Source organism: Allohoeflea poritis (assembly GCF_027889715.1).
GTDB classification, from domain to species: Bacteria; Pseudomonadota; Alphaproteobacteria; order Rhizobiales; family Rhizobiaceae; genus Hoeflea_A; species Hoeflea_A poritis.
In genome coordinates this window covers 1-18,150 of sequence record NZ_JAPJZH010000023.1, presented here as the reverse complement: position 1 = coordinate 18,150, position 18,150 = coordinate 1, and the positions used below count along the sequence as shown (strand labels likewise).

The following is an 18,150-nucleotide window of genomic DNA, read 5'->3' as shown; positions in this document are numbered from 1 at the left end:
CCACGACATCATCCGTGGTGGTTACGTAGCAAAGCGTCGGCAGCATCTTTTCCATCGCCCATTTGTGGTTTTCTTCATCATTGCCCGCACAGCAATCGCTGACGACGAAAACGCGGTAGCCGATATCGGTGGCGTGGCGGGCGGTGGCTTCGACCACATAGTTGGTCCAAAGCCCGAAGATGATCAGCGTATTCACATCCGCATTGTTCAGCGCCTGGCCAAGGTTGGTTGTCAGGAACGGATCGACGCAGGTTTTGTTGAGCACCAGTTCGCCCGGCAGTGCCGCGACGCTGTGGTGCAGTTGCGCCCCTTCGGTGCCGATGACCATCGATTTCTGACTGCGGACCATGATCCAAAGCGGGCTGTCTTTGGGGATATCCTTGAAATCCTGCCGCACCGAAGCGGTGATATGGATGATTTCCGACCCGGCATTGCGGCCTGCATCGAGAATCGCGGCCATCCGGTCGAGCATACCGGAATCAAGAACGCCCTTTGTATTGTTTACCAGGTCGTTTTGCACATCCAGCGAGATAATCGCAGTGCGCTTCGGGTCGAGTTCCATGAATTTCTTTCCCTTCTGAACAGGCGCTTGCCCTTGGTCTGAATATTGGTTTCCGGGGCAGGGTTGCAAACTCGGTTTTCAAATGCAATAATTTTTTGAAATAGTATTTCGCAGAGCGAAATTATCGGGAGGAAGCAATCGTGAATCTTTTCAAATCAGGCATCGCGGCTTTGGCCATGGCATCGTTTGGATTTGTCGCCCAGCCGGCGCAGGCCGAAACCTTCAACATCAACGTCGCATCCGGTTCGCCGCCGGTCGTGCCCTGGGTCAAGCTGATATCCGACGTGTTCATTCCTGAAGTGAATGCGCGCATTGGCGATGAGCACACGATCAACTGGATCGAATCCTACAGCGGTACGGTGGCCAAGGTGGGCGGTGTGCTCGAGGCGGTGGAATCAGGCCTCATCGAAATGGGACAGGTCTATGCGATTTTCGAGCAGGACAAGCTGATCCTGCAGAACATCACCTATATGACGCCCTTCGGCAGCGATGATCTGGAACTGGTCACCCGGATGATCGGCGAATTGCATGACGAGCATCCCGCGCTGAAAAAGGCCTGGGAAGACAATGGACAGGTGTTTATCGCGCCGATCGGGCTCGACACGCATTACATTGCCACGAATTTTCCGGTGACATCGATTGACGACCTCAAGGGGCGGAAGATCGGCGGAGCGGGCACGATTGCCAACTGGCTGAACGGGGTCGGTGCCACCGCGGTCGACGGCAATTTTTCGGTTCACTACAACAACATTCAGACCGGCGTTTATGACGGCCTCCTGAATTTCTCATCCGGCATCTTTCCCAACAAGCTGCATGAGGTCGCCCCGATGCTGACGCGTGTCGATTTCGGTGCGCAATTCGTAGGCGCCCTGACGATCAACAAGGATACCTGGGACAGCTTTCCGGAGGAGGTGCAGACCGCCTTTCTGGAAGCCGGTGAGATCTATCGCCTGAAAGTATCGGAAGCCTTGCAGGGCTTCGCCAGGATGGCTGAGGGCAAGATGGTGGAACAGGGCGCGATGCAATCGCGCCTGCCTGAGGAAGAGCGGACGCGCTGGGCACAAGCCTTGCCGGACCTCGCTGCGGATTGGGTCGTCCGCGCCGAGGCCAAGGGTTTGCCTGCCCAGGAAATCCTGGACGCATGGATTGCCAAACAGGCGGACAACGGTGTCGCGCTTGTCCGCACGTGGGGCCAATAGTCTTCCTCCTGTCCCGGGCGCAGAGCCCGGGACGTCCCCGAGAACCAAGTGAAAGTTGGAACAATGGCTGCCGCACCCATGCAGATCCCAATTCGTGTCTCCGCGAATATCCCGAATGCGACCCGCGCCGATATCGCCGCGCGCGAGTTCACGTTGATCTGCGACGAGCCCCCCGAGCGGCATGGCAACAATGAGGGGATGTTGCCGCTGGAGGCGTTTCTGGCGGGCTATGTCGCCTGCAGCAATGTCATCATGAACATGATCGCTGCGGAACTGAAAATCTCGTTCTCCGGCATGACTTTGAAGGCTGTGGGATATCTCGATCCGCGCGGGTACACGGGCACCGAGAAGCTTGCGGCACCTTTTGTACGGCTTCGTTTGACGATCTCGGGCAGGGTCGGAGGGCACACCGAGCGGCTTGACGATTTGAAGTCACAACTGCGCTGGCGATGCCCGGCGGCCGCCACCTTCATCTCCGCCGGTACCGAGGTCGAAGAGATCTGGGAGTTGGTCGAGGCATGAGCGAAGCGCCCAAAGCTTCCTGGTTGGGTCGGCTCATGGCGGGTCTGAGTGGCATCGGGTCGGTTCTCATTCTGGCCATGGCGGCCTTGATTTGCGCCGATATTGTCAGCCGCAGCTTTCTGGGAAAGCCGATCGCGGGCGTCGCCGAAATGATCAGTCTTTCCATCGTTGCCGTGGTTTTTTTGCAGGTGGGGCAGACCGTGCGCGCGCATGCTTTGGCGCGCACCGAATTGCTGACAAACGGGCTGCGCAACAGATCGCCGCGGATTGAAGCGCTCCTTCAGGCCGTATATGCGCTTGTCGGCGCGTTGTTCTTCGCCGTGCTGGTCTATGGCGTGAGCTTCAAACTGCGTGACGCCTGGACCGCCGGGGAACATGCGGGCGTCTACGGGCTCTTCGTGGTGCCGGTTTGGCCGGTCTATGCGGTGATCGTCCTTGGCAGTTTTGCAGCCGGCATACAGTTTCTCATTCACATGGTGGGCTATCTGTCCCGTGCCTTTTCGCAGGAAGGTGCGCGACCATGAGCGGGTTGGAGCTGGGGCTTTTATCCGTCGGCGCCATTGTCGGACTGATCTATCTCGGCATGCATGTGGCGATTGTTCTGGCTGCCGTCTCTTTTGTGGGTCTGTGGATATTCAAGGGCAAGTTCGCGCTGTCGGTCACGCTTCTGACGCAGGCGGTGACCGAGTCGATCTCATCCTATGTCTTCGGCGTTGTCCCGCTGTTCGTCCTGATGGGGCTCCTTGTCGGAAAGGCGGATATCGGCCGCGACACTTTCCGCGCAGCCAACCATTTTCTGCACAGAATTCTCGGCGGGCTGGGCGTTGCCACGGTCATTGCCAACACAGCTTTTGCCGCTGTCACCGGAATTTCCATCGCTTCCGCTGCTGTCTTTACCCGCGTTGCGGTGCCGGAAATGCTCCGTCTCGGCTATCAACGGCGTTTTGCCGTCGGCGTGGTCACGGGCAGCTCGGTTCTCGGCATGCTGATTCCGCCCAGCCTTCTTCTGATTGTCTATGCGCTGGTCGCCGAGCAATCGGTCGGGGCGATGTTCGTCGCCGGCATTGTGCCGGGGCTGCTGCTGGCGGCGGTTTTCTGCGTGATCATTGTCGGCATGGCGCGGTTCTCTCCGCGCCGCGTCTTCAGCGAACGGACCGAAGCGGATGATCGCGAAGAGCTGACAAATCTTGAGGCCCTGATGCTGCTCCTGCCGCTGATCGTGCTGATCGGTTTGGTTTTGGGCGGCATTTACGGAGGGTTCTTTACACCGACCGAAGCGGGTGCTGCCGGTGTCGCCGGTGCGCTGGTCATTGCGCTCCTGCGCCGTCGGTTGAACTGGTCTTCCTTTTGGGAAACCCTGCTGCAGGCCGGACAGATCACGGCCTCGATCTCGCTTCTGGTGATCGGAGCGACGGTCTACAGCCGCATGGTGTCGATCATGGGCCTGCCGAACGCCCTGGCCAACACGGTCTCGGCGGCCGAGCTGTCCTTTCTTGCCCTCATACTGATCTACATTCTCATCGTTATCGCCCTCGGGACGCTGATCGACGCGATTTCGATCATCCTCATCATGATCCCGATCTTCCTTCCGCTGGCCAGTGCTTTCCCGGCGGCCGATCCAATCTGGTTCGGCATACTCACCGTCATTGCGGCCGAGATCGGCCTGTTGACACCGCCCATGGGTCTGTCGGCCTACGTGGTCAAATCCAGTCTTGATAATCCCGATATCACGCTCGCGGATATCTTCCTCGGCACCATGCCGTTCGTGTTCGGCATGATTGCCATAATCCTTCTCATCGTCGCCTTCCCGCAACTAACCCGGGTGTTCCTATGACTGACCGAGTCTCCGTTCCGTACCGTTTTATCGAGCATCAAAACGACCTGGCCAAATATGGCCCTCCCGGCCATGCGGGAACGGTCAATATTCGCCTTTGCGAAAAATCCTTCTGTGAGGGATTCGAAATGGTGCTGGGCGAAATCGCACCGGGAGGGGAGGCGTACAAGCACCATCACGAGACGGAATATCAGGCGATGTATGTGCTCCAGGGAATCGCTCAGGTCGCACTGGCCGATGAGCCCGCCATTGACTGTCCACCGGGAACGATCGTACGGCTGCCCCCGAAACTTGACCATCATGTCTTGTCGCTGGGGCCGGAACCTTTGAAAATCTTGATCATTTACAGCCCGCCGCTTCCCGTGCGAAATGACGTCCCCGTAAAGGACGCCTGAGAATTGGAAAAGAAGAAGAGTTACCCGCCGATCAATGCCCTCGTTCGAGGCTTGAACCTGCTCACCGAAATCAACCGGTTGGGGGTGGCGAGCGTAGGGACGCTTCACGGTGCCACCGGCATCTCGAAATCGACCATCGTGCGGAACCTGGAGACTCTGGAGTATGCGGGTTTCGTTGCCCGTGACCGGAAGACCGATGGCTATGTTGTCACGGCCAAGGTGCTGACACTCAGCTCGGGATACGATCAGGGGCAGCGCCTGGTGGCCTTGGCAACCCCGGTCCTGAACGAGTTTCGCACCATGATGCCCTGGCCCTCCGATCTGGCCGTGTTTGACGGCGAGGCAATGGTCATCCTGGAAACCAGCCGCCCCCCGGGCGCCCTTGCGCTGAACCGGCCCGTCGGCTCGCGCCTTTCCGTGACAGACTCAGCGTTGGGCCGCGCCTATCTCGCCAAAGTTGACGCCGATAAAAGGTCACAAATCCTCGATGCCGCCTTCGTTGGCGCAACTGATGCCAATGCGCGTTCCAGACTGGAGAGCGAACTAAGGCGCTACAGCGAGCAGGGATTTTCCGAGAATGATCAGAGCCTTTCCGAGAGCACGCGCGGCGTCGGTATTGCAATCATGCTGGACGGCGAGGTTGTCGCCTGCATCAATTCCATTGTTCTGACGGAGGCGATGAGCATGAAAGATGTCATCAAGCGATGCGTTCCGCCTTTGCAAAACGTCGCATCGAAGATCGAGCAGCTACTCATCGCCGATCAATAGACCACGTTGTTTTGTTTGAATGCCGAACGTTGTCAGCTTCCGCGGTCAAGACTGAAATCGATTCGCAGCCTTGCTCAGATCGTCGAAGGCGCGGACGGATTCACGAGATTATCGGCCATCAGGTCGTCGAGGAAGACGCTCAAGAGCTGAACACGCCCCGACACGCCGGCCTTGCGATAAACCGAGGCGCATTGCGCCTTGATGGTGCCCTGCTTCGTTTCCCGCAGGTTGGCCATTTCGGCTATGGAGAAACCCTTGATAGCCAAAATCGCCACCTCCCGTTCGGCGCTGGTCAGGGACCAGGCATCAAATCGTGCCTCCATCACCTCGGTAAATGCGCCGGAGGCTACCTTGATCTGGTCTTCCAGGCGGTCGTTGCGTTTCATGATCTGGCGCAGCTCATTGACCGAGAAAGCCAGGCTGAAGAAGAGCGCGATGGTGACGATGGTCTCGACAAGGTCGCTTTCCGCGAGCTGGTTGACGGATTGCGGCCAAAACAGGTCCCAGGCGATATCCATCAAAAAATATGCGCAGCAGACTGCCTGCAGCCAGAACAGGATCCACAAGACGGTGGTGCGAGACATGGGCGGGCTCATCGGTGGGCAGGCGACGCGCTGATCCTTGCCGGACCGGCGCATCGCGATTTCTTAGCTGTCTTTCGAGTCGTCCTCGTCGTCCAGCTCGACTTCCAGGACATTACCATCCTTGCTCGAGACCTCAATCTCGTAGGCTTTGCCGTTCATGGTCGCCTCGACCTCAATCTCGCCGTCCTCGATCTCGAATTCGGTTACGGCGTAACCCCGCGCTTCCAGCTTCGCGCGGATATCGGCCTCGGAGGTGCCGAGCGAGTCGCCAGGGGCGACCTGCGCCAGTGCGAGGCCCGGAACGATAAGGGTTGCAAGCAGAGTGATTTTTCCGAAATTCATGATGTGTTTCCATTTCAAGGTTTTGATTGCCGCCTGTTGCGGTTGCCTTGATCTGGTGGGTGCGGCCGTGAGGCGAAATTGGACTTCCGTGAGAAACGGAACGGCTTAGGCCGAAAGTTTATCGGATTTCAGGCCAGCCCACCTTTGATTTCCGAATACAATTAGGGGGCCGCAAGAAGATTTGTCATGGGGCAATTGAGGCTTGAAAAAAGCGGCGGCAACGCATGTGCGCCGCCGCCGGATTGATCCGTGAAGGAACCTAATCCGCATATTGCAGGGACATCTTCGTGATCTTGCCGTCCTTGTCCCACCAGTAGAAGTAATGGACGACCCATGTAGCCCAGTTGACCTCCGTTTTCGCATAGCCGTCGCCGGCTTCCAGGATCTCGCGATGTCTGAAGGAATCGCCGCCCTTGATGACTTCGCGCAGGGCCCAGGTCCGGATTGCGTCCTGACCCTCGAAGGTGCGGCCGACATCGATCATCACAGCGTCTTCCGCAAAGCAGGCCATATACGCGTTTATGTCCTTGCTGTTGGTCGCGGTCTGGTAACAGTCGATCGCCGTCGGCAGGGGATCATTCGCAAAGGCAGAGCTTGCTGCGAATAGCGCGGCACCCAGTATCAAGGCCCGAAACATGGCTGTCTCCTTGTTCCCGAATTCCAGTGCTGCGCTCAGTCGCCCTTGGCGGCGCGCTCGCCGGCAATGCCGACCAGACCGCGGTCACCGGTCTCCCACAGGGCCGTCATGGTCATGGAGGTGACCAGCCAGCGGTCCTCCGTTTGCTTGAGCTCGTAGCTGTAGCGACCGCCCAGCGTCCAGAGCTTGTCGTCGATGCGGTGCGTTGCCGTGAAGTCCGCCTCGGCGGTCGCGTTGTCATCGTCGATGGATGTGATGGTGTGGTTGGTGACCATGTGATGCGTGCGGTCGAAACCGGGCAGAAAGCCCGACCAGCCGGCCACCAGCTCATCGGCGGGCTGCGTGACGGGATCACCGCCCCACAGGCTGGTATAGTCCGTGGTCACGGTTTCGTCGAAGGCGTCGCGGACACGGCTCCAGTCGTGGCGGTCGGCGCCGGCGGCAATGTCCGTAATCGAACGGCTGATTTCGGCCTGATCGGCCAGGGCGACGCCGGCAACGATAGTTGCCGCCGCGGCTGTCGCGATGAGTTTCGCAGCCATCTTATGTACTCCTTTTTTGGAAGCCTGTTCAGGTGTTGCGGGCCGGCAACCGGCCCGCAATGCGATCAGTCGGCCAGCCGCTGCGGAACCGGCGCAAGCCGGTATTGCGACCAGAAGAACGTGTTGGCGGCGTCCTGATCTGCGGAAAGGTTGGTCGCCTCGACGATCTTGCCGTCAACGATGCGGTAGACCAGTGCCCATACGGTATCGACATTGGGCTTGCCTTCCGCATTCGACCAGCCGCGATGTATGTCGACGACATAGGTCTCGTCCGCGCCGAAATAGATTGGCTCCGCCTTGAAACCGGCGACGCCAAGCCGGGCGAAAAAGGCCAGAACCTCGTCGCGGCCACGCTTCGTTCCCGACAGCGGGTGACGGCCGGGAATGTGCCATTTCACATTTTCGTCCATCACGGCGGCAATGCCGTCGAGATCGTTCGCGCCATAGGCGGCGAAGAAATCCTGGACCACCTTGATATTGTCCTCGGGCGAAGCGGCCATGGCTTTGCCTCCTGTCAAAAGCGCTGCGGCCAGCACGACGGATTTGACGGCGCGGCTCATTGCGCGTCGCCTTCGGAGAGGAAGGTGGCGATCGTGTCCGCGGCGCGTTCGACATCCTCCGGATTGTCGTAGAAATCGAACTGGCTGACACCTTCGAGCCACTGCATGGTCGCGTCGCCGGCAAAGTCCTGGAGGAACGCGCGCACGCCCTGCGGGATGGCCGCGGCCTCCGAGTGAACGACGGCAAGCGGCTTGTCGAGGCGCTGCGGATTGTCAGCCGGATGATAGGTCAGCCAGCCTTCCCAGCCGGCATTGTTCCACTTGTCGTCATATTCCGGTATCGCGCCGCGATCGGCCTCGTAGTAGTAGCCGCCAATGGGCATCAACACGCCTTCAGCACCCTCGGGGCCGGCCGCGGGGATGATCTCGCCGCCCTTGGCCTCGGCAGCGCGCGAGACCTCGATCAGGCCGGCGACACCTTCCTCGCCGCCATAGACCGTTTCGACGATCTCGTGGTTCTGCAGCCAGGGTGCAACCAGGCCGACACGCTGGACGAGCGGGTTGCCGGCGACGGCGTCAACCATGTAACCGGACGAGGCGCAGATGCCGAGGCCGTGGATCTGCGAGGCATCAATCTCCGGAAGGCTGGCGACATATTCAAATGCCTTGCGAATGTCGGCGGTCTTCGCCTCAGGGCTTTCCACGAAGCGCACGTTCTGCGGCAGGTCGCCGGATTTGCCCCAGCCGCGGAAATCGAAGGTGAAGGCGGCAAAGCCGCGCTCGACCATCTCGCGGGCGTAATTGGCCGGCATCTGTTCCTGAACCGATGTCCATGCGCCGGTGACGACGACAACCGGAAGCTTGTCGCCGGGTTCATGGTCCGAGGGCAGATACAGGGTGCCGGAGAGGCGAGAGCCTTCGTTCTCGAAAGAAACCGTGCGGGTCTGGATGTCTCCGGCAAGTGCGGAGCCGGCGAGCAGGGCCGTCGTGACTGCTGTAAGGACAAGCGATTTCATCATTGTTCTCCTTCAACGCACCGGGGGTTGCGTGGCGGGGATGGTGCCCGGTGCCATGAGACCAAGATGGGGGAGGAGACGGCCGGAAAAACGCGCGAAGATTGCGCTTTGCTATGCGAATCTTGCTTTATGGCCTTGCGCGTTTATTGCGCCCGGAAATCGCCCGGGGTCATGCCGGTGGCGCGCTTGAAATGCTGTCCGAAGCGGGACACGTCGTTGTAACCGGTCCGGAAGCAGATGTCGGAAATCGTAAGACCGGTTGTCTTCAGCAGCACTTTTGCCAGTTCAATGCGTTCGGCAATCACATATTGCAGCGGGCTCTTGCCGGTGGCCGTCTTGAATGCCCGGCTGAAATGAAAGCCGCTCATGGCCGCCAGGTTCGACATGGATTCCAGCGTCAGGTCCTCGGCCAGATTGTCATGGATGTATTCCACCACCCGGCGCAGGCGCACATCCTCGATCGATCTGATCCGGCCTTCGACCGTCTGCAGCGTGTTGGTGAGCTGCACCGCCAGGGCCCGGTGCATGGTTTCCCGGTAGAGCGTTCCACCCTCGTTGAATTTCTCCGCACCCATCGCAAGTTCAAGCGTCAGGGGATCGATGTCGCCGACCACGGGCGCAATGGTGGTCGGGTCGGCCATGCCGACTTCCGAAAGCACGCGGGGCGCGACTTCCACCATCATCACGTCGAGCGGAATATCGTAGGTACAGACACCGGTGGCTCCCGGCGGCAAAATCCAGCCCTGATCAGCCTTCAGGGGAATGCCCTCGGTTTTGTCGGCGCCGAGACCGAGCCGGTGCGTGGGCTGATCGTTGCGGAACACGCCGATCGTCAGGCGCTCCAGTTTGAACGCGCCGCCGCCCGCCGGAAAGTTGGTCAATGTCGCGCTCAAATCCGCCATATAACCGCTCTGGTCCGGTTTCGCCCTTTCGCCTTATCTAAATGGAACCCGGGATATCATCTTACAAGGAAGGCGGCCTCTTGTCCCAAGTTCCGCCGCTTATACGCTGCAACAGTCCGTTTGCCGCTGAATTGTCTCCATGTCCGATTTCGGTGCCGTTCCAGACAGGTTATGATGGCCTTTTTTAAGCACGGAACCGCACGGAGTTTTCGCGAAACATGCCACTGCAAGCGACCAGATGTGTATTCATGCGAGGCGGCACGTCGAAGGCGCTTATGTTCCATGTCGGCGACCTGCCGTCCGATCGCGAAAAATGGGTCGATATCTTCCTTGCCGCCATGGGTTCGCCGGATGAATACGGCCGCCAACTGGACGGTATGGGCGGCGGCATTTCTTCATTGTCCAAGGTCTGCGTCATCGGACCGCCAACCCATCCCGAGGCCGATGTGGACTTTCTTTTCTGTCAGGTTTCACCGGACAAGGCGAGCGTCGACTATGCCGGCAATTGCGGCAATATGACTTCGGCGATTGGACCGTTTGCGGTCGATGAGGGCCTTGTCCCGCATCCCGATAACGGACCGATGACGGTGCGCATCCACAACACCAATACGAAAAAGATCATTCACGCCCATTTCCAGGTTTCGCATGGGCGCGCTGAAGTCGATGGCGATTTTCGGATAGACGGGGTTTCCGGCAGCGGATCCCCGATCCGGCTTGACTTTCTAAACCCTGGTGGTGCCCGAACGCGTGGCATTCTGCCGAGCGGAAAGGCGGCCGAAATGATCGAAACAGACGGCGATGCTTCGGTCGAGGCAAGTCTCGTCGACGCAGCCAATCCGAGCGTTTTCGTGCGGGCATCCGATTTCGGCCTCTCGGGTGCCGAGAGTCCGGACGAGATCGAGCGTGATGCCGGCTTGCTCGACAGGCTGGAGCGGATCCGGCGGGCCGCCTCCGTGCGCATGGGCATGTCCACCGATCTTGCAGAAGCTGAAGTGCAGGCCAGCCAGCCAAAAATCGCGTTGCTCGGTTCTCCTGCGGAGGCAGAACTGTTGTCGGGGGCGGTGTTGCAGGCGGCAGATCAGGATATTCTTTGCCGCATGATCTCGATGGGCCGCCCGCATCGGGCCATCCCGATCACGGGCGCTCTTTGCCTTGCGGCCGCGTGCCGTATCCCGGGCACAATCGCTGCCGAGCTTGTTTCGGGCGGCAGGGGCAATGAAATCCGCATCGGACACCCGTCCGGCGTCACGCTGGTCGACGCCGAGATGCGCCAAACACCGGATGGTGTGCACATCGAGCGGGCGACGCTCTACCGCACCGCGCGACGGCTTTTTCAGGGCGAAGTCCTGTATCGCGGCTAGCGTGCCTGATCACTCAAGACCGCTTGCCGAAATCAACCGGAAAACCGTCATTTGATGTCTCAGTGCCCCTTGAATTCCGGTGTTTTCTTGCCGAGGAAGGACTCCAGGCCGTGCGGGCCGTCATGGGTGCGCATCATTCCGGATATGCCCTGCGTTTCCCGCTCAAGCTGCGTTTCGAGCGTGTCGGAATAAGCGGTCAGCAGCAGCCGCTTGAGACCGCCAAAAGCCTTGGTCGGGCCGCTTGCGAAATTGGTTGCCACTTCTTGCGCCTCCTCCATCAGGCGTGCGGCCGGAACGACCTTGTTGACCATACCCCAGTCGCAGGCTTCCGCCGCCGTCAGCCGGCGATTGGTGAACAGCAGTTCCTTGGCCCGCAGGAGGCCGACATGCTTGGCAAGGAAATAGGTGGATGAGCCGTCCGGCGTCAGCCCCGATGCGGTATAGGCCGAGACGAATTTCGCCTCCTCGGCGGCGAGCACATAGTCACCTGCCAAGGCCAGGGAAAAGCCGGCGCCGGCCGCCGTTCCGTTGACCGCGATCACCACCGGCGCGTCCATATGCGCAAAGCGAGTGATTGCCGAATGCAGCACGCTTGCCATGCGGATCAGATGCGCCGGCTTGTCGTCGCCGCGCTCATGCATTTCCTTCAGATCGCCGCCGGCGCAGAACATTGTCCCGGTGCCGGTTATGAGGACGGCGCGGACCTCCCGGTCTTCCGAGCACCGCACCGATGCGTCCATCAGTTCCATCGCCATCGTCGCATTCAGCGCGTTGGCGTCATCTGGCCGGTTGATGGTGATCGTTGCGACGTTGGCTTCAATTTCCAACTTGATGGTCTCGAAAGTCATGTCGGGCTCCGGGAGATTTTCGTTACGAGCGAAAGTAATCGGGTGCACACTGGCAGAGGCCGCCGCTCGTCTCAAGTGCAGTCATGGCTGGCCGCGGGGCGCATCGATGCTTTACTGTCGTCCAAGGTATGCTTTTCATATCGGGAGGATTTATGCCGGACAACAAACCTGTCGCGCTCATTGTCGGCGCCGGAGATTTCATCGGGGCGGCGATCGCCAAGCGCTTCGCCTCGGAAGGCTTTGCCGTGTGTATCGGACGCCGCAATGAAGACAAGCTCGCGCCGCTTGTTGCGGAAATCGAGGCGTCGGGCGGCACCGCGCATGCGTTCAGGCTCGATGCGCGCGATGAGGATTGCGTCAAGGACGTCTTCGCCGCCATCGAACGGGACATCGGCCCGCTTGAGGTGGTTATCTGCAATGTCGGGGGCAATGTGCGCTTCCCGGTACGCGAGACCACCAGCCGGGTTTTCCGCAAGGTCTGGGAAATGGCCTGTTTCGCCGGTTTCCTGTGCGGCCGCGAGGCGGCCGATTACATGGTTCCGAGGAAGAAAGGCGCGATCTTCTTCACCGGCGCGACGGCCAGCATGCGCGGCAACAGCGGCTATGCCGCTTTCGCCAGCGCCAAGGCCGGGCAACGGGCGCTTGCCCAGAGCATGGCGCGCGAGCTGGGGCCGCAGAACATCCATGTGGCGCATCTTGTCATCGATGCCGGCGTCGATACGCATTTCGTGCGCGAGCGCATGCGCGAGGCGGGTCACGATCCCGATTCGCTGCCACCGGATACGCTGATGAACCCGGACTCGGTCGCGCAGGCCTATTGGAACCTATACCGGCAGTCGCCCGACGCCTGGACGTTCGAAATGGATATCAGGCCGTTTGGGGAGACGTGGTAGCCATCACAGCCCGCTCTCGACAAACCGAAGCCCCCGGGAGGGGATCCGGGGGCTTCAAGTGCTCGCCGAGGAGGGTCGGCTGGAGCACCTCGGGAACCGGAACGGTCAGTTGGTGACCGGTCCGATTACGCCGTCATATTGCGGAATTTCGCGATCCGAGGCCGCATTGGCTTCCAGCGTGTTCCAATTGGTGGTGGCGGTCGTGATATTGCCGGGCACATCCTCTTCCCAGAAACCGACGACATTCTTGGTGATGTTGAGATAGAGCTTGCCGTCGACAATGCGCCAAAGGTGCGGATTGGCCGGAACCTTGCCGCCCTGGGCCACGCCGTAGGCGCAGTGGCCGTCATATTGCGGGGCGTATTTGTCCGGGTTGGCGGCGAATTTGTCGCGGTTCTCGGCGCTCGAGAACGCCCATTTCGCGCCATTGTGCTCGACGGTGTAGGCGGCATTGCCGCGAACGGCGGCCGGCTGCGCAGAGCCGATCGGGTTCTGGTCGAGATCAAAATAGGCAACGACGTCGTAACCGGATACCGCGTAGCCGGAGCTGTCTACATATTGGTCGCCGGCAAAGGCGGGGAAGGCGCTACCGGCAAGCAGGGTCAGGGCGATCGCAGTTGTGCGTAAGGACATGGTGTGTCTCCCGTTGGATGTTCCGCCGATATAACTACGGCCCACAGGGGCGGATTGCCATTCACGGCTATACACACATTCGTTAGGGCCGCGTGTGCCGGTGGCGCCGGCCGCGTGCTTGACAAGCGCCCGCATAAGGCGGAGTTAAAGGCTGCCTTTGCCCGCGCCCGCACAGGCGTCTGATTTTGAACATCCAATTTCACGTGGGGGTGACTTTGAGAGATTTGTCGCGTCCGGGGCGCTCGCCGGTTCACAGCACGAAGGCCATGGCGGCCACGTCCCATCCGCTGGCCACACAAGCGGCCATCCGCATCATGCAGCAGGGCGGTAATGCCATGGATGCGGCCATCGCCGCCTGCGCCGTTCAATGCGTCGTGGAGCCCGGATCGACAGGGATCGGCGGCGACTGCTTCTGCATGTATTCCCCCGAAGGGTCAGCCGAGCCGATCGCATTTAACGGGTCCGGAAAGGCCCCGGCGGCGGCCGATCCCGAAACGTTGCAGGCGCAGGACGTCACCTCGATCGAGCGTCATTCGCCGCATGCGGTGACCGTGCCGGGCGCCATCGATGCCTGGACGCGTCTGCAGGCCGACCACGGGCGCCTGCAACTGGGCGAGGTTCTTGCTTCTGCGATCGAATATGCGCAGGACGGCTTCCCGATCTCGTCGCGCGTGCACCGCGACTTCGCCGGCCAGGCGGAGTTCCTGCGCAGCGATCCGGTTACCGCCGGCATTTATCTGAACGAGGGTACGGCGCCGGAGGTCGGTTCGGTGCTCACACTGCCGCTGCTTGCCAATTCGCTGAAGGCGATTGCCGAGGGCGGCCGAGACGCGTTCTACAGCGGTTGGATTGCCCACGACATTGTCGAGCACCTGCAGAGCCTTGGCGGCTTGCACACGATGGAGGATTTTACCTCGGCAGCCGGCGAGTATGTCACACCGATCGCATCGGAGTTCCGGGGACGGACGATCCACCAGTGTCCGCCGAACGGGCAGGGCGTGATCGCGCTGCTTCTTTTGAACATGATCAAGCAGATGGACATCGATCCCGGCGGCCCGCTTACGGCCGACCGGATCCACCTGGAGATCGAGGCATGCCGGCTGGCCTATGCGTCGCGCAGTCACTATGTGGGCGATCCGGCGTTCAGCGATATTCCGGTCGAGCACCTTTTGTCCGAGGACTATGCCCGCAAGCTGGCCGGCGAAATCGATCCGCAACGCGCGACAAGCGTGGCACCCGACATAACCCTGCCGCGGCACCGCGACACGGTCTACATCTCCGTCGTCGACGAGGACCGCAACGCCTGCAGTTTCATCAATACGCTGTTCTTCGGTTTCGGAAGCGGCATCACCGCGCCGAGTTCGGGTGTGGTGCTGCACAATCGCGGGCAGGGCTTTACCCTTGAGGCGGGGCACCCGAACCGGATCGCCGGCGGCAAGAGGCCTTTGCATACGATCATACCGGCAATGGCGACGCAGGACGGGCGTTCCAGTCTCTGCTTCGGCGTCATGGGCGGGCAATACCAAGCCTTCGGGCATCTGCAGTTCCTGACCCGATATCTCGATTTCGGTTGCGATCTTCAGGAAGCGATGGACCTGCCGCGCTTCATGGCCGATCCCTTTACCGGAGAAGTGGAAATGGAGAACGCGATCGGCGATGACGTTCGCGCTGAGCTCGTGCGGCGCGGGCACACGATTGTCGATCCGGCCGCGCCGGTCGGCGGCTCCCAGGCGATCGCCATCGACTGGCGCAACAATGTCCTGACCGGGGCTTCCGATCCGCGCAAGGATGGATGCGCCATTGGCTACTGAGCATCAAGGCGAAGCGGTGTCCGACCTGCCGGTCGCCCGCATGCCCGGTGCTCCGTTTGCCATCATTTGCTGTACGCTGTGCCTTGCGGTCATCTGGGCAGCATTGAGCGACCATGGTCCGGCGCACGGCGCTTCCGCAATCCTTTTCGTGCTGTTCTGCGGTTTCGGTATCAGCCGGTTCGGCACGCGCGAGCGCGTGCTGATGGTAATCGCGCTGCTGGTCTCGGGAACGGCGTTCCTTATGCGAGGCGGGGAGGCGCTCGAACCGGTCGTGGAGGATATGTCGCGGGCGGCCTATCTCGCCGCTTTCATGATGCTGATCCTCACTCTGCGTGACGGTGCGTTCAGCTCCCGCTCCGTGCTGGGAATCGGGCAGTATCTGACCAGCCAGCCGCCGGGCCGGCGCTATTTTGCTCTCCATATCGGCGGTCACTTCCTGGGAACGCTGCTCAATTTCGGCGCGATCAGCCTGCTCGGACCGCTGGTTCTGCGTGGCGTGCGGGCAGCCGAAGCGGAGGGCGACCCGCCCGGGCTTTCGCGGATACGCCTGCGGCGGCAGATCAGTGCCCTGAGCCGCGGGTTCTCCTGGTTCAATATCTGGGCGCCGACGGCGATTGCACAGGCGGTGGTGTTGACCACCGTTCCGGGTTCGCGGGCCGGCACCATCGCGCTGGTCGGCATCATCATCGCCTTCATCGTGCTTTGGGTCGGATGGGCGGAGGACCGTGTGACGGGCCATCGCGCGCGCATGCGGTTTGCCGAAAGCGGGTTTCGCGTCGATCTTTCGCAGGCGCCGCCCTTTCCCGTACAGTCGCTGCTGCGGTTCCTGAGCGTCGGAGCGGGGCTTCTGGGCCTTGCCTGGCTCGTGTCCCGGTTGAGCGCGATTCCGTTCGTTTCGGCCATCATGATTTCCGCCCTTCCGCTGACGGTCCTTTGGATGATTGCGCAATCCGTCACCGGCAGCATTGCCGATATTGGCACATTGCGGCAAAAGATCTGGCAGCTTCCGCGGGTTGCCATCCCGTCGGGAAGCCCGGAGGCAGCCACGCTCGGACTCGCCGGTTATATCGGTATTCTGGGTGCGACACTTGTCGACAGAAGCTGGTTCGCCTCGTTGCTTTCGGGAACGCATCTCAGCCCGGCCATCGTCTATGTCATCGTTTCGGGGCTCATTCCGCTCGCTTCCTGCATCGGTCTTCCGCCGATGATGCTGGTGACTTTCCTTGGCGGCCTGCTCGTCTCCATCCCGGAACTCGGGCTCGATCCCAGCATGCTCGGCCTGTCGCTGCTCGTCGGCTGGGCGCTCAACCTCACCGGTTCGCCCTTTGGCGCAACTTCGTTGCTCCTGTCCCGTGTCGCCGGCATCTCAGGCATAACGCACGCCTGGCGATGGAACGGCACCTTTACGGTATTGTCGTGGATTGTCGCGGCCATTGTCATCTTCATCGCGAGCCGGATTTTCGCCTGACCCCGGATGGCGAAGCTGCCAGATTCGGGCCGCAATCGCGCGGTATCGAGCTTTCCGAATATGGCGACGGGCAAAATGAGCCGGCATTGTAACGAAAAATTTCAATGCTAAATTGTCGTCAACCGGAACGCACTTATCGGGGCCGATCCCGCTCTACATGTTCAAATTCATCCGCACCGAATTCGCTCTGATCCTGGGTTTCGTTCTCACGGCCCTTGCTTACGGGCCGTTTGCACCGCTGTTCGGCGATTCGTTTACGCCGCCGGTTTTCGCGGTGCTTTTCGCCGTGCTCTTCTGCACCATGCTGCTTTTGTCCTTTTCGGCCGTGCGGCACGCGGATCATCTCGCCGAATTGCTGGGTGAGCCCTACGGCACGCTGATCCTCACGATAGCGGTGATCACCATCGAAGTGGCGCTGATCTCGGCGATCATGCTGGGCGGCCAGGCACAGCCGACGCTGGCGCGCGATACCATGATGGCGGTGCTGATGATCGTCATGAACGGCGTGGTGGGCCTGGTGCTGCTGGTCGGCGGTTTCAAGCACAGCGAACAGGAGTTCAATCTGCGCGGTGCGAGTGCCTTTCTGACCGTGCTGGTCACGCTTGCAACGATGACGCTGATCCTGCCCAATTTCACCGAATCGACGCCCGATCCAAGCCTCAGCCGGATCCAGTCGGAATGGTTCGCCTTCATCACCATCGTGCTTTACGTGACGTTCCTCGCCATACAGACCGTCCGGCACCGGTCTTTCTTCGTCCAGCCGGGCGATGAAGACGGCACTGCGGATCATCACGGCGTCTCGGGCGGCGGCTCGGTGCCCTATCACGCGGTCCTGCTGGTGCTGACGCTGGTTCCGGCCGTGCTCCTGTCCAAGAAACTTGCCGTGCTGGTTGATTTCGGCATCGGGACCTGGCAGTTGCCGGCCGCCCTTGGCGGTATCATAATCGCGGCGCTGGTGCTGGCGCCCGAAGCGCTCGCCGCCTTCCATGCCGCCCGGCAGAACTATCTGCAGCGCGCGGTCAATATCTGTCTCGGCTCGGCGCTGGCGACCATCGGGCTGACCGTGCCGGCGGTGCTGGCGATCTCGATCTTCTTCGACAAGGAAATCCAGCTCGGCATCGGCAATACGGACATGACGCTGCTGCTTTTGACCATGTTCGTCAGTGCGCTGACCTTTGGCGGCACGCGCACCAACATGTTGCAGGGCGCCGTCCATCTCGTCATCTTCGTGGTCTATATCGTTCTGATCTTCAATCCCTAGGCTGAATCGACATTCATCGCATCCATAGGATTGCGGCGGCGATATGTATGAAGCTGAGGAAATGGCTTGCGC

The 18,150-nt window shown here is 60.7% G+C and carries 20 protein-coding genes and 1 pseudogene; 11 read left to right on the top strand and 10 right to left on the bottom strand.

The genetic code is table 11. The annotated features are described in order from the left end of the window. Positions 1–19: 19 nt before the first annotated feature. Positions 20–562: pseudogene (locus OOZ53_RS24000) on the bottom strand (cysteine hydrolase family protein); the annotation flags it as partial. A gap of 140 nt (positions 563–702) precedes the next feature. Here OOZ53_RS24000 and OOZ53_RS23995 point away from each other — a divergent pair. Genes OOZ53_RS23995 through OOZ53_RS23970 form a run of 6 tightly spaced genes read left to right on the top strand, consistent with a single transcriptional unit; the run spans position 703 to position 5,280 of the window. Further along, on the top strand, positions 703–1,761 hold the full coding sequence (locus tag OOZ53_RS23995; RefSeq protein WP_271092313.1) for a C4-dicarboxylate TRAP transporter substrate-binding protein: 1,059 nt from the start codon (positions 703–705) through the stop codon (positions 1,759–1,761). A 48-nt stretch (positions 1,762–1,809) separates the two neighbouring features. Beyond that, on the top strand, positions 1,810–2,283 hold the full coding sequence (locus tag OOZ53_RS23990) for an OsmC family protein (protein WP_271092312.1): 474 nt from the start codon (positions 1,810–1,812) through the stop codon (positions 2,281–2,283). Continuing rightward, positions 2,280–2,807, top strand: a complete 528-nt coding sequence (locus OOZ53_RS23985) for a TRAP transporter small permease subunit (protein WP_271092311.1) — start codon at positions 2,280–2,282, stop codon at positions 2,805–2,807. Before OOZ53_RS23990 ends, OOZ53_RS23985 begins: the two co-directional genes overlap by 4 nt. Then, positions 2,804–4,117 carry a TRAP transporter large permease gene (locus OOZ53_RS23980; RefSeq protein WP_271092310.1) on the top strand — a complete coding sequence of 438 codons (1,314 nt, stop codon included), beginning with the start codon at positions 2,804–2,806 and terminating at the stop codon, positions 4,115–4,117. The genes OOZ53_RS23985 and OOZ53_RS23980 overlap by 4 nt, the downstream gene beginning before the upstream one ends. Beyond that, positions 4,114–4,512, top strand: coding sequence for a cupin domain-containing protein (locus tag OOZ53_RS23975; protein WP_271092309.1), 399 nt, complete (start codon positions 4,114–4,116; stop codon positions 4,510–4,512). The genes OOZ53_RS23980 and OOZ53_RS23975 overlap by 4 nt, the downstream gene beginning before the upstream one ends. A 3-nt stretch (positions 4,513–4,515) precedes the next feature. Next, entirely contained in the window at positions 4,516–5,280 is a 765-nt protein-coding gene (locus OOZ53_RS23970) for an IclR family transcriptional regulator domain-containing protein (RefSeq protein WP_271092308.1), read from the top strand. A gap of 74 nt (positions 5,281–5,354) precedes the next feature. On the opposite strand, the gene OOZ53_RS23965 is transcribed toward OOZ53_RS23970, so the two are convergent. The 7 genes from OOZ53_RS23965 to OOZ53_RS23935 all read right to left on the bottom strand — a co-directional run bounded on the left by OOZ53_RS23965 (position 5,355) and on the right by OOZ53_RS23935 (position 9,803). Beyond that, on the bottom strand, positions 5,355–5,864 hold the full coding sequence (locus tag OOZ53_RS23965; protein ID WP_271092307.1) for a helix-turn-helix transcriptional regulator: 510 nt from the start codon (positions 5,862–5,864) through the stop codon (positions 5,355–5,357). 63 nt (positions 5,865–5,927) lie between these two features. Continuing rightward, positions 5,928–6,206, bottom strand: a complete 279-nt coding sequence (locus tag OOZ53_RS23960; RefSeq protein ID WP_271092306.1) for a PepSY domain-containing protein — start codon at positions 6,204–6,206, stop codon at positions 5,928–5,930. Positions 6,207–6,465: 259 nt separating this feature from the next. Further along, positions 6,466–6,843, bottom strand: a complete 378-nt coding sequence (locus tag OOZ53_RS23955) for a YybH family protein (protein ID WP_271092305.1) — start codon at positions 6,841–6,843, stop codon at positions 6,466–6,468. Positions 6,844–6,878: 35 nt separating this feature from the next. Beyond that, a complete protein-coding gene (locus OOZ53_RS23950) occupies positions 6,879–7,385 on the bottom strand; it encodes a nuclear transport factor 2 family protein (protein WP_271092304.1) in 507 nt (168 codons plus the stop codon). A gap of 65 nt (positions 7,386–7,450) precedes the next feature. Continuing rightward, positions 7,451–7,945, bottom strand: a complete 495-nt coding sequence (locus OOZ53_RS23945; RefSeq protein WP_271092303.1) for a nuclear transport factor 2 family protein — start codon at positions 7,943–7,945, stop codon at positions 7,451–7,453. Next, positions 7,942–8,901 carry an alpha/beta hydrolase gene (locus OOZ53_RS23940; protein ID WP_271092302.1) on the bottom strand — a complete coding sequence of 320 codons (960 nt, stop codon included), beginning with the start codon at positions 8,899–8,901 and terminating at the stop codon, positions 7,942–7,944. The genes OOZ53_RS23945 and OOZ53_RS23940 overlap by 4 nt, the downstream gene beginning before the upstream one ends. A 143-nt stretch (positions 8,902–9,044) precedes the next feature. Next, on the bottom strand, positions 9,045–9,803 hold the full coding sequence (locus tag OOZ53_RS23935) for a helix-turn-helix domain-containing protein (RefSeq protein WP_271092301.1): 759 nt from the start codon (positions 9,801–9,803) through the stop codon (positions 9,045–9,047). Positions 9,804–10,021: 218 nt separating this feature from the next. Here OOZ53_RS23935 and OOZ53_RS23930 point away from each other — a divergent pair, with 218 nt between their 5' ends. Then, on the top strand, positions 10,022–11,164 hold the full coding sequence (locus OOZ53_RS23930) for a 2-methylaconitate cis-trans isomerase PrpF family protein (RefSeq protein ID WP_271092300.1): 1,143 nt from the start codon (positions 10,022–10,024) through the stop codon (positions 11,162–11,164). A 59-nt stretch (positions 11,165–11,223) separates the two neighbouring features. Here the strand turns inward: OOZ53_RS23930 and OOZ53_RS23925 are convergent, their stop codons facing one another. Continuing rightward, entirely contained in the window at positions 11,224–12,012 is a 789-nt protein-coding gene (locus OOZ53_RS23925) for an enoyl-CoA hydratase/isomerase family protein (protein ID WP_271092299.1), read from the bottom strand. A 152-nt stretch (positions 12,013–12,164) separates the two neighbouring features. On the opposite strand from OOZ53_RS23925, the gene OOZ53_RS23920 reads away from it, so the two are divergent. Then, complete coding sequence (locus OOZ53_RS23920) at positions 12,165–12,905, top strand: SDR family oxidoreductase (protein ID WP_271092298.1); 741 nt, start codon at positions 12,165–12,167, stop codon at positions 12,903–12,905. A 105-nt stretch (positions 12,906–13,010) separates the two neighbouring features. Here OOZ53_RS23920 and OOZ53_RS23915 read toward each other — a convergent pair whose 3' ends face one another. After that, positions 13,011–13,538: a YHS domain-containing (seleno)protein gene (locus tag OOZ53_RS23915; RefSeq protein ID WP_271092297.1), complete on the bottom strand. Its 528-nt coding sequence runs from the start codon at positions 13,536–13,538 to the stop codon at positions 13,011–13,013. A 215-nt stretch (positions 13,539–13,753) separates the two neighbouring features. Between OOZ53_RS23915 and ggt the strand changes: the two genes are divergently transcribed. The 3 genes from ggt (at position 13,754) to OOZ53_RS23900 (ending at position 18,078) form a co-directional block, all read left to right on the top strand. Then, positions 13,754–15,349, top strand: a complete 1,596-nt coding sequence (gene ggt / locus OOZ53_RS23910) for a gamma-glutamyltransferase (RefSeq protein WP_425499230.1) — start codon at positions 13,754–13,756, stop codon at positions 15,347–15,349. Further along, positions 15,339–16,817 (top strand): hypothetical protein, encoded by a 1,479-nt coding sequence (locus OOZ53_RS23905; protein ID WP_271092295.1) that lies wholly within the window; start codon positions 15,339–15,341, stop codon positions 16,815–16,817. Before ggt ends, OOZ53_RS23905 begins: the two co-directional genes overlap by 11 nt. A 157-nt stretch (positions 16,818–16,974) precedes the next feature. Beyond that, positions 16,975–18,078 (top strand): calcium:cation antiporter, encoded by a 1,104-nt coding sequence (locus OOZ53_RS23900; RefSeq protein ID WP_271092294.1) that lies wholly within the window; start codon positions 16,975–16,977, stop codon positions 18,076–18,078. Positions 18,079–18,150: the final 72 nt, after the last annotated feature.

Excerpts from the sequence above, each read along its gene's own strand:
- OOZ53_RS23915 (WP_271092297.1), bottom strand. The coding sequence starts at position 13,538 with ATGTCCTTACGCACAACTGCGATCGCCCTGACCCTGCTTGCCGGTAGC.
- OOZ53_RS23940 (WP_271092302.1), bottom strand. The coding sequence starts at position 8,901 with ATGAAATCGCTTGTCCTTACAGCAGTCACGACGGCCCTGCTCGCCGGC.
- OOZ53_RS23920 (WP_271092298.1), top strand. The coding sequence starts at position 12,165 with ATGCCGGACAACAAACCTGTCGCGCTCATTGTCGGCGCCGGAGATTTC.
- OOZ53_RS23950 (WP_271092304.1), bottom strand. The coding sequence starts at position 7,385 with ATGGCTGCGAAACTCATCGCGACAGCCGCGGCGGCAACTATCGTTGCC.
- OOZ53_RS23985 (WP_271092311.1), top strand. The coding sequence starts at position 2,280 with ATGAGCGAAGCGCCCAAAGCTTCCTGGTTGGGTCGGCTCATGGCGGGT.
- OOZ53_RS23945 (WP_271092303.1), bottom strand. The coding sequence starts at position 7,945 with ATGAGCCGCGCCGTCAAATCCGTCGTGCTGGCCGCAGCGCTTTTGACA.
- OOZ53_RS23955 (WP_271092305.1), bottom strand. The coding sequence starts at position 6,843 with ATGTTTCGGGCCTTGATACTGGGTGCCGCGCTATTCGCAGCAAGCTCT.
- OOZ53_RS23930 (WP_271092300.1), top strand. The coding sequence starts at position 10,022 with ATGCCACTGCAAGCGACCAGATGTGTATTCATGCGAGGCGGCACGTCG.
- OOZ53_RS23925 (WP_271092299.1), bottom strand. The coding sequence starts at position 12,012 with ATGACTTTCGAGACCATCAAGTTGGAAATTGAAGCCAACGTCGCAACG.
- OOZ53_RS23965 (WP_271092307.1), bottom strand. The coding sequence starts at position 5,864 with ATGTCTCGCACCACCGTCTTGTGGATCCTGTTCTGGCTGCAGGCAGTC.
- OOZ53_RS23980 (WP_271092310.1), top strand. The coding sequence starts at position 2,804 with ATGAGCGGGTTGGAGCTGGGGCTTTTATCCGTCGGCGCCATTGTCGGA.
- OOZ53_RS23960 (WP_271092306.1), bottom strand. The coding sequence starts at position 6,206 with ATGAATTTCGGAAAAATCACTCTGCTTGCAACCCTTATCGTTCCGGGC.
- OOZ53_RS23975 (WP_271092309.1), top strand. The coding sequence starts at position 4,114 with ATGACTGACCGAGTCTCCGTTCCGTACCGTTTTATCGAGCATCAAAAC.
- OOZ53_RS23935 (WP_271092301.1), bottom strand. The coding sequence starts at position 9,803 with ATGGCGGATTTGAGCGCGACATTGACCAACTTTCCGGCGGGCGGCGGC.
- OOZ53_RS23900 (WP_271092294.1), top strand. The coding sequence starts at position 16,975 with ATGTTCAAATTCATCCGCACCGAATTCGCTCTGATCCTGGGTTTCGTT.